General features: G+C 73.0%; 8 protein-coding genes and 1 pseudogene. All 9 read right to left on the reverse strand.

What is annotated here, in order from left to right:
* Positions 1 to 389: pseudogene (locus Q6969_RS08710) on the reverse strand (primosomal protein N'); the annotation flags it as partial.
* A 123-nt stretch (positions 390 to 512) separates the two neighbouring features.
* Entirely contained in the window at positions 513 to 1,724 is a 1,212-nt protein-coding gene (gene metK / locus Q6969_RS08715; protein WP_317230078.1) for a methionine adenosyltransferase, read from the reverse strand.
* Positions 1,725 to 1,766: 42 nt separating this feature from the next.
* Positions 1,767 to 2,984, reverse strand: coding sequence for a bifunctional phosphopantothenoylcysteine decarboxylase/phosphopantothenate--cysteine ligase CoaBC (gene coaBC, locus Q6969_RS08720; protein ID WP_317230079.1), 1,218 nt, complete (start codon positions 2,982 to 2,984; stop codon positions 1,767 to 1,769).
* 74 nt (positions 2,985 to 3,058) lie between these two features.
* On the reverse strand, positions 3,059 to 3,328 hold the full coding sequence (gene rpoZ, locus Q6969_RS08725) for a DNA-directed RNA polymerase subunit omega (RefSeq protein WP_012038467.1): 270 nt from the start codon (positions 3,326 to 3,328) through the stop codon (positions 3,059 to 3,061).
* Positions 3,329 to 3,376: 48 nt separating this feature from the next.
* Positions 3,377 to 4,285 (reverse strand): guanylate kinase, encoded by a 909-nt coding sequence (gene gmk / locus Q6969_RS08730; protein WP_317230080.1) that lies wholly within the window; start codon positions 4,283 to 4,285, stop codon positions 3,377 to 3,379.
* Entirely contained in the window at positions 4,282 to 5,190 is a 909-nt protein-coding gene (gene pyrF, locus Q6969_RS08735; protein ID WP_317230081.1) for an orotidine-5'-phosphate decarboxylase, read from the reverse strand. The genes gmk and pyrF overlap by 4 nt, the downstream gene beginning before the upstream one ends.
* Complete coding sequence (carB, locus tag Q6969_RS08740; protein WP_317230082.1) at positions 5,187 to 8,477, reverse strand: carbamoyl-phosphate synthase large subunit; 3,291 nt, start codon at positions 8,475 to 8,477, stop codon at positions 5,187 to 5,189. Before carB ends, pyrF begins: the two co-directional genes overlap by 4 nt.
* Positions 8,477 to 9,646: a glutamine-hydrolyzing carbamoyl-phosphate synthase small subunit gene (gene carA / locus Q6969_RS08745; RefSeq protein WP_317230083.1), complete on the reverse strand. Its 1,170-nt coding sequence runs from the start codon at positions 9,644 to 9,646 to the stop codon at positions 8,477 to 8,479. The genes carB and carA overlap by 1 nt, the downstream gene beginning before the upstream one ends.
* Positions 9,647 to 9,651: 5 nt before the next feature.
* The coding region (locus Q6969_RS08750; RefSeq protein WP_317230084.1) for a hypothetical protein at positions 9,652 to 10,076 on the reverse strand (425 nt) is incomplete at its 5' end.

Below are 10,076 nucleotides of genomic sequence, written 5' to 3' on the forward strand. Positions count from 1 at the left end.
GCGTGCGCGGAGGCCGCCGCGGCGTCCGCGTCGGCGGACGACGCCGCGAGTGCCGCCAGGTGCGCCTTCTCCACGCGCACCTGCCGCGGCGGCACGGCGAGGCGGATCACGTCGGACGCGGATCCCGCCTGCCGGTCCGCGACCTCGCGCGCGAGCGTCCAGATCTCCGGCCGCAGGACGGGCAGCGGCGACACGACGGCCTCGACCTCGCTGAGCGCGCCCTCGTAGCCCTGGCCGTCCCCTGCCTCGACGACGTAGCCGTCGGCGACACGTCCCGCGGAGCGCAGCGGCACCCGCACGCGCACGCCGGGCACGCACTCGGCCCGCAGCGCCTCGGGCACGGCGTAGTCGAACAGCCGGTCGAGCTGCGGCAGGGGCGAGTCGACCATGACGCGGACGACGGGCGGGCGTCCGCCGAGGGAGGCGTCCACGCCGTCCGGGGATCCCGCGGTCACCGGGCGTCGCCGATCACGACGTCGCCGGGACGCCCGGCGACGACCCGAGCGCGCGCGTCAGAGGCCCGCGGCGCTCTGCAGGTCGGCGACACGGTCGAGCGCCTCCCAGGTGAAGTCGGGCAGCTCGCGGCCGAAGTGGCCGTAGGCGGCGGTCTGCGCGTAGATGGGGCGGAGCAGGTCGAGCTGCTCGACGATCGCGGCGGGGCGCAGGTCGAAGGTCTCGCGGATGGCGCGGACGATGCGCTCCTCGGGCACGTGCGCCGTGCCGAACGTCTCCACGTAGAGGCCGACGGGGGCGGCCTTGCCGATGGCGTAGGCGACCTGCACCTCGAGGCGGTCGGCGAGTCCCGCGGCGACCGCGTTCTTCGCGACCCACCGCATGGCGTAGGCGGCGCTGCGGTCGACCTTCGACGGGTCCTTGCCGCTGAACGCGCCGCCGCCGTGCCGGCTGAAGCCGCCGTAGGTGTCGACGATGATCTTCCGGCCCGTGAGGCCCGCGTCGCCCTTCGGCCCGCCGATCTCGAACTTGCCGGTGGGGTTGATGAGCATCGTCGCGTGGCGCGAGTCGAGCTCGATGCCGATCTCGGCCGCCTGCGCGAGCACCGGCCGGATCACGTGCTCCTCGACCTCGCGGCGGAGGTCGTCCTGCGACACCTGCGGGCCGTGCTGCGTGGAGAGCACGACGGTGTCGACCGTGCGCGGGACGAGCCCGTCGTAGCCGATGGTGACCTGCGTCTTGCCGTCCGGGCGGAGGTAGGCCAGCTCGCCGGAGTGGCGGACGGCGGCCAGGCGCTCGGCGAGGCGGTGCGCGAGGTAGATGGGCAGCGGCAGGAACACGGGGGTGTCGCGCGACGCGTACCCGAACATGAGGCCCTGGTCGCCCGCGCCCTGCAGGTCGCGGGCGTCGGTGGACGCGGACCCCGAGCGGGACTCGTAGGAGCGGTCGACGCCCTGCGCGATGTCGGGCGACTGCGCGCCGATGGACACGGTGACGCCGCAGTTGCTGCCGTCGAACCCGACCTCGGACGAGTCGTAGCCGATGTCCCGGATGCGGTCACGCACGATCTGGGGGATGTCGACGTAGCCGGAGGTGGTGACCTCGCCGGCGACGTGAACGAGCCCCGTGGTGACGAGGGTCTCGACGGCCGCGCGGCTCGTCGGGTCCTGCGCGAGGAGGGCGTCGAGGATGCTGTCCGAGATCTGGTCGCAGATCTTGTCGGGGTGCCCCTCGGTGACGGACTCGGAGGTGAACAGGCGCAGGTCGGTCACGTGCGGGGCCTCCAGGGGGATCGCGTGGTCGAGAGCCGGTCGCTACCGCGGCCCCGGCTGACCCGCTACGTCGAGAATTCGATGGGCCACCTGCTCCTTGGAGCCGGAGGCCTCGGCCAGTGTATCGCCGGACCTCGCGAGCACCGTGACCGCGTTGCCCTCCGTGGCGAACCCCTCGGTCCAGCCGACCCGGTTGAGGACGAGCAGGTCGCAGCCCTTGCGCGCGAGCTTCGCCCGGCCGATGCGCAGGAGCTCCGCGGGATCCTCCTCGGTCTCCGCCGCGAAGCCCACGACCACCCGGTGCGAGCCGTCCGCGCGCGGCGCCCGGGCGTCGGCGGCGAGCCGCTGCAGGATGTCCGGGTTCCGCACCAGCTCGACGGAGAGGGCGTCGCCCGCCTCCTCCTTCTTGATCTTGCCCGCGGAGACGGCGGTGGGCCGGTAGTCGGCGACGGCGGCGGCCATGATGACGACGTCGGCGTCGGCCGCCTCGCGCACCATCGCCTCCTCGAGCTCGAGCGCGGTCGACACGGGCACCACCCGGACGCCGGTCGGCGCAGGCACCTCGAGGTGCGCCGCCACGAGGACGACGTCGGCGCCGCGGTCGCGCGCGGCGGCCGCGAGGGCCGTGCCCTGGCGGCCGGAGGACCGGTTGCCGAGGAAGCGCACGGGATCCAGCGGCTCGCGGGTGCCGCCGGCGGAGACGACGACGCGGCGGCCCACGAGGTCGCGGCCGCCGGGGCGGACGGCGGCGAGGGCCGCGGCGAGCACGTCCTCGACCTCGGCCATGCGGCCGGGTCCCGAGTCGGTGCCCGTGAGCCGACCCGACGTGGGGCCGACGAGCGTGGCGCCGCGCGAGCGCAGGATGGCCGCGTTGGCCTGGGTCGCCGGGTGCTGCCACATCTCGGTGTGCATCGCCGGGGCGACGACGAGGGGCGCGCGGCTGGCGAGGATGGTGGTCCCGAGCAGGTCGTCCGAGAGGCCGAGGGCCATGGAGGCCAGCGTGTGCGCGGTCGCGGGTGCCACGACGATGAGGTCGGCCTTCTGGCCGAGCGCCACGTGGCGCACCTCGGAGACCCCGTCGTACAGGTCGCTCGTGACCGGGTTGCGGCTCACGGCCTCGAGGGTGGGCTTGCCGACGAAGCGGAGCGCCGCCTCGGTGGGGACGACGTGCACGTCGTGCCCGAGGAGCACGAGGCCACGGACGACGCCGACGGCCTTGTACGCCGCGATGCCGCCGGTGATGCCCACGACGACCATCACGCGGCGGCGCTCCGGATGCGGATGGCGGGGAGCGCGTGCGGCGGACGGTCGGCGGGGGTCATCCGGGTGGGCGGCTAGGAGGCCGCGGGCTCCACGATGGGCGTGGCGACGAGCTTGTCCTCGTTGATCTCGTGCATGGCGACCGAGAGGGGCTTGTCGTCGATGGTGGAGTCGACGAGCGGTCCGACGTTGTCGAACAGGCTGCCCTCGTGCAGGTCGGCGTAGTAGTCGTTGATCTGACGGGCCCGCTTGGAGGCGAAGATCACGAGCGCGTACTTCGAGTCGACCTTCGAGAGGAGCTCGTCGATGGGCGGGTCGATGATGCCCTGGGTCTTGTCAACCATGGATGTGCCGCTTCCTCATTACATGGACGAAGGCCGTACGGGTCCGGGTCACGGACCGACGGCCTTCCTGGTCTTCATCAACTCTACGACCTCGCGGGCGGCATCCGCGACATCGCGGTTGACGACCAGGTGGTCGAACTCGTCCTGGGCGGCCAGCTCGACCTTCGCGGTGTCCAGGCGTCGCTGCTGCTCCTCCGGTCCCTCCGTGCCGCGGCCGACCAGCCGCCGCACGAGCTCCTCCCAGGTGGGAGGCAGGAGGAACACGAGCCGGGCCTCCGGCATCGCGGCCTTCACCTGACGGGCGCCCTGGATGTCGATCTCGAGCAGCACGCTGCGCCCCTCGGCCAGCGCGACGTCGATGGGCGCGCGGGGCGTGCCGTAGCGGTGCGCGTTGTGCACCGTCGCCCACTCGAGCAGCTCGCCCCGCTCGACCATGCGGTCGAACTCGGCGTCGGAGACGAAGTAGTAGTTGACGCCCTCGACCTCGCCCGGCCGGGGCGCGCGGGTCGTGGCCGAGACGGAGAGGAGCACGTCGGGCTCGTTCTCGCGGATGAAGGTGGAGACGGTGCCCTTGCCGACGGCCGTGGGTCCGGCGAGCACGACGAGGCGGCTCGGCTCCACGATCTGCTTGGCCGCCTGCCAGTCCTCGAGGAAGCGGGTGAGGCGCACGCGCTGGTGCACGCCGAGCCCGCCGAGGCGCTTGGCGGTGGAGATGCCGAGCTCCCCGAGGATCCGCTCCAGCTTCGTGGGGCCGATGTTCGGGATGCTGGTGAGGAACTCCGTGACGCGCAGCGTCGCCTCCGCGCGGTGCGCCGGGTCGGCGGACGCGTCGAGGACGCCGAGCGGCGTGCGGTCCCCCGTGACGATGTCGTGCTTGACCTGGGCGCGCGCGCGGCGGGCGGCGACGGCGGCCTGCGACGCGGCGACCCGGTCGACCTCGGGTGGTTCGGGCCTCATGGCAGCACCTCTTCGAGTCGTCCGGCGTGGTCGGTGACGGCCTCCGCGACACGCCGTGGCCCTGCCGCGAGGATACTCCGCGAGGCGCTCGCGATCACAACGCCCGCGGCCGGGCCGAACAGCTTCCGGACATCGCCGAGCAGCGCCCCCTGGTGCCCGAATCCGGGCGCGAGGATCGGCGTGCGGGTGAGCGACGCGAGGTCGAGGCCCGCGTCGGCCGCGTCGACGGTCGCGCCGATGACGAGCCCGAAGGCCCCCGGGGCCGCGGCCGGGTCGTCCCGGGGACCGTTGGCGGCGACGGCCGCGTCCTGGATGCCCCGGGCCACCGTGCGCGCGCCGACGGGGTCCCCGCCGTCGCCGGGGACGGCCGGGAGGACGGCCCGCTGCAGGTCGCGGGCCTCCGGGTTCGAGGTGGCGGCGAGGACGAGCACGCCCGCGCCCCACGCGTCGGCGGCGGCCCGGACGCCGTCGAGGGAGCCGACGCCCGTGTAGGCGGTGAGGGTGACGGCGTCGGCCCGCAGCGGGCTGTCGGGCGCGAGCCACGCGGCGCCGTACGCGTCGACCGTGGAGCCGATGTCGCCGCGCTTGGCGTCGGCGATCACCAGGAGGCCCGCGTCCCGCGCCGCGGCGAGCACGCGCTCGAGCGCGGCGTACCCCGCGGATCCGTGCCGCTCGAAGAACGCGACCTGCGGCTTCACGATGCCGGCCCGACCCGCCGTGGCCTCGACCACGCGGAGGCCGAACTCCTCGAGCCCCCGCGCGTCGTCGTCGAGCCCCCATGCGTCCAGCAGGGCGCGGTGCGGGTCGATGCCGACGCACAGGTGCCCGCGCTCGCGGAAGGCGCGGGCGAGGCGCGCGCCGAACGGCGGGGCGACCGGGGCCGCCCCGCCGTCGGCGGTCGTCACCTGCGGGCCTCGCGGGCGATCGCGTAGTCCTGCAGGCTCGTGACGTCGAAGCCCGCGCGGATCGCGTCGAAGGACGCGACGGCGGCCGTGAGCTGCGCGATGGTCGTGAACAGCGGCTTGTCCGCCGCCACGGCCGCGGCGCGGATCTCGTAGCCGTCCGCGCGCGCCGTGCGGCCCGACGGGGTGTTGATCACGACGTCGACCTGGTCGCGGTTGATGAGGTCGACGATCGACGGCGAGTCGCCCTCGACGGGCGCCTCGCTGTACTTGCGGACCACGCGCGCCTGGATCCCGTTGCGGCTGAGGATCTCGGCCGTGCCCTCGGTGGCGAGCACCTCGAAGCCGAGCTGCTGGAGCCGGAGGACGGGGAGCACGATGGAGCGCTTGTCGCGGTCGGCGACCGAGACGAAGACCGTGCCCGAGAGCGGGAGGCCGCCGAACGCCGCCTCCTGGCTCTTCGCGAACGCCCGCGGGAAGTCGCGGTCGATGCCCATGACCTCGCCCGTGGAGCGCATCTCCGGGCCGAGCACCGAGTCGACGATGAGGCCGTCCTTCGTGCGGAACCGCTTGAAGGGCAGCACGGCCTCCTTCACGGCGACGGGCGAGTCCATCGGGACGTCGGAGCCGTCGCGCTCGGGCAGGAGCCCCGAGGCCCGGAGCTCCGCGATGGGCGTGCCGACCATCACGAGCGACGCGGCCTTCGCGAGCGGGATGCCGAGCGCCTTGGACACGAACGGCACCGTGCGGCTCGCGCGCGGGTTCGCCTCGAGGACGTACAGCACGCCCGCGCCGATCGCGAACTGCACGTTGAGGAGGCCGCGCACGCCCACGCCCTCGGCGATGGCGCGCGTGGCGTCGACGACCTGCTGGATCTGGCCGCGGCCGAGCGTGACGGGCGGCAGGGTGCAGCTCGAGTCGCCGGAGTGGATCCCGGCCTCCTCGATGTGCTCCATGACGCCGCCGACGTAGAGCTCGGTGCCGTCGTAGATGGCGTCGATGTCGATCTCGATGGCGTCGTCGAGGAACCGGTCGATGAGGAGCGGCCTGCCCGCGCCGATGATGCCCTGGTCGGCCATGCGCAGGAAGTAGTCGTGGAGCGTCGCCGTGTCGAAGACGATCTCCATGCCGCGGCCGCCGAGCACGTAGCTCGGGCGGACGAGCACCGGATAGCCGATGCCCTCCGCGACGACCACGGCCTCGTCGATCGCGGTGGCCGTGCCGTTCCGCGGCGCCACGAGCCCCGCGGCGTCGAGGATGCCGGAGAACAGGCCCCGCTCCTCGGCGAGGTCGATGGCCGCCGGGCTCGTGCCGAGGATCGGGACGCCCGCGGCCTCGAGGCCCTTGGCGAGCCCGAGCGCGGTCTGGCCGCCGAGCTGCACGACGACGCCGACCAGCTCGCCGGCCTGCTGCTCGGCGTGCACGATCTCGAGCACGTCCTCGAGCGTGAGCGGCTCGAAGTAGAGCCGGTCGCTCGTGTCGTAGTCGGTGGAGACGGTCTCCGGGTTGCAGTTGATCATGATGGTCTCGAACCCGGCCTCGGCCAGCGCGAACGACGCGTGCACGCACGAGTAGTCGAACTCGATGCCCTGGCCGATGCGGTTCGGGCCCGAGCCCAGGATGATCACCTTGCGGCGGTCGGAGGGCACGATCTCCGTCTCGGAGTCGTAGCTGGAGTAGTGGTACGGCGTGAGGGCGGGGAACTCCCCGGCGCAGGTGTCCACCGTCTTGAACACCGGGCGGATGCCCGCCGCGTGGCGCGCGTCCCGCACCTCCTGCTCGGGGACGCCGCGGATCTCGGCGATCTGGGCGTCCGAGAAGCCGTGGTCCTTCGCCTCGCGGAGGACCTCCGCGTCGAGGGAGCCCGCGTCGCGCACGGCGTCCGCGACCTCGTTGATCAGGACGATCTGGTCGATGAACCAGGGGTCGATCTTGGTCGCGTCGAACACCTGCTCCGCCGTGGCGCCCGCGCGGAGCGCCTGCTGCACCGTCACGATCCGGCCGTCGGTGGGCGTGCGGCTCACCTCGAGGAGCTCGCCGACCGAGCGGGTCTCGGGGCCCCAGTGGAACGAGGACCCGCGCTTCTCGAGCGAGCGCAGCGCCTTCTGCAGGGCGGTGGAGTAGTTGCGGCCGATGGCCATCGCCTCGCCCACCGACTTCATGGTCGTCGTGAGCTCGGCGTCGGCGGCCGGGAACTTCTCGAACGCGAACCGCGGGACCTTGACGACCACGTAGTCGAGCGTGGGCTCGAAGCTCGCCGGCGTGACCTTCGTGATGTCGTTCGGGATCTCGTCGAGGCGGTACCCGATGGCGAGCTTCGCGGCGATCTTGGCGATGGGGAACCCGGTGGCCTTCGACGCGAGGGCGCTCGAGCGGGAGACGCGCGGGTTCATCTCGATGACGATGAGGCGGCCGTCCGCGGGGTCGACCGCGAACTGGATGTTGCAGCCGCCGGTGTCGACGCCCACCCGGCGGATGATGTCGATGCCGATGTCGCGCATGTGCTGGTACTCGCGGTCGGTGAGCGTGAGCGCCGGCGCGACCGTGATCGAGTCGCCCGTGTGCACGCCCACGGGATCGACGTTCTCGATGGAGCAGACGACGACCGTGTTGTCGGCCGTGTCGCGCATGAGCTCCAGCTCGTACTCCTTCCAGCCGAGGATCGACTCCTCGAGGAGCACCTCGGTGGTGGGGCTCGACTGGAGGCCGTCGGCGACCATGCGCTCGAGCTCCTGGCGCGTGTGCGCGAAGCCCGACCCGAGGCCGCCCATGGTGAACGACGGGCGGATCACGAGCGGGTAGCCGAGGTCCTCGGCGAACTCCACGGCCTGCTCGAGCGTCTTCGCGACGTGCGAGCGGGCGACGTCGGCGCCGGACTCGAGGACGAGGTCCTTGAAGAGCTGGCGGTCCTCGCCCTTCTGGATGGCCTCGACCTTCGCGCCGATGAGCTCGACGCCGTGCTTGGCGAGGATGCCGAGCTCGTCGAGCCGGATGGCCGCGTTGAGCGCGGTCTGGCCGCCGAGGGTGGGGAGCACCGCGTCCGGCCGCTCCTTGATGATGATCTTCTCGAGCACCTCGCTCGTGATCGGCTCGATGTACGTCGCGTCCGCGAAGTCCGGGTCGGTCATGATCGTGGCCGGGTTCGAGTTCACGAGGATGACGCGCACGCCCTCCTCGCGGAGCACGCGGCAGGCCTGCGTGCCGGAGTAGTCGAACTCGGCCGCCTGGCCGATGACGATCGGCCCGGAGCCGATGACGAGGACGGAGTTGATGTCGGCGCGCTTGGGCATTACACGGTCTCCTGGGGGGTCGCGGCGGCGGGGGCGGTGCCCGACGCGTCGTGGATCAGCTCGATGAACCGGTCGAAGAGGTACGACGAGTCGTGCGGGCCCGCGGCCGCCTCCGGGTGGTACTGCACCGAGAAGGCCGGGATGTCGAGGCAGTTCAGCCCCTCCACGACCTGGTCGTTGAGCGAGATGTGGCTGACCTCGGCGCGGCCGAAGCCGGCCGGGGTGTCGACGGGGCCGTCGAGCGGCGCGGAGACCGCGAAGCCGTGGTTCTGGCTCGTGATCTCGACGCGGCCGGTGCGGCGGTCGAGCACGGGCTGGTTGATCCCGCGGTGGCCGAAGGGCAGCTTGTACGTGTCGAACCCGAGGGCGCGGCCGAGGAGCTGGTTGCCGAAGCAGATCCCGAAGAAGGGAATGCCCTTCCGGAGCACGTCCTGGAGGAGCTCCACGTGGTACTGCGACGCCTCCGGGTCGCCCGGGCCGTTGGAGTAGAAGACCGCGGTGGGCGCGAGCTCGGCGAGCTCCTCCGTGGTGATGGTCTGCGGCACGACGTGCACGTCGAGGCCGCGGGCGGCGAGGTGCTTCACGGTCGCGGTCTTGATGCCGAGGTCGAGCACCGCGACGGAGCCGATGCGCTCGCCCTCGGCGGGCACCGTGTACGTCTCGAGCGTGGAGACCTCGGCGGAGAGGTTGCGGCCGGCCATGTCGGGCGCCTGCCGCACCTGCGCGAGCTGCTCCTCGTCGCTGAGCGACGCCGCATCGCCGGAGAAGACGCCGGCGCGCATGGCGCCCTCGTCCCGGATGCGGCGGGTGACCGCGCGCGTGTCGATGCCGGAGATGCCGACGACGCCCTGCGCGACGAGGTCGTCCTCGAGCGTGCGGGTGCCGCGGAAGCTCGAGACCACCCGGGAGGGGTCGCGGACGACGTAGCCGGCGACCCAGATGCGGCGCGACTCCATGTCGTCGTCGTTCATCCCGGTGTTGCCGATGTGCGGCGCCGTCTGGAGCACGATCTGGCCCGCGTAGGACGGGTCGGTGATCGTCTCCTGGTAGCCGGTCATGCCGGTCGCGAAGACGGCCTCGCCGAGGCTGGTGCCGCGGGCGCCGTACGCGCGTCCGACGTACCTCCGTCCGTCCTCGAGTACCAGGACCGCCGGTTCGTGTCGGGCCATGTCGGTCACTTCCCTTCGTTGTCGTCGTCGTGGGCGGGGCGGGGGATGCGGTGGAGGGCGTCGACGAGCGCGGGCTTGTCGCGCGGGTCGATCACCCGGAGGTACGTGTCGACCTCGGTGCGGGCGGCCTCGTCGAGGACCCAGGTGACGGCCACGAGGCCGCCCTCCTCCACCACGCGGTCGATGGCGTAGGTCGCGAGGCCGGAGCCCGTGATCCGGTCGGCGGGCAGGAGCACCTCGCGCTCGCCGTCGATAGCGAGCACGAGGCCGGCGTCGTGGACCCGGGCCGCGGCGCGACCGCGGAAGCCGAGGGGCGCGACGGTCAGCCGGTCGAGCGGCTGGCCGGCCGTGGTCGTGGCGACGTACAGCACGTCGACCTCGAGGGCCGGCGCGCCGAGGCCCTCGGGCGGGCGCGGCGGCTCGGGCAGCG

The sequence above is a fragment of the Clavibacter sp. MX14-G9D genome (assembly GCF_032917815.1).
GTDB lineage: Bacteria > Actinomycetota > Actinomycetes > Actinomycetales > Microbacteriaceae > Clavibacter > Clavibacter michiganensis_K.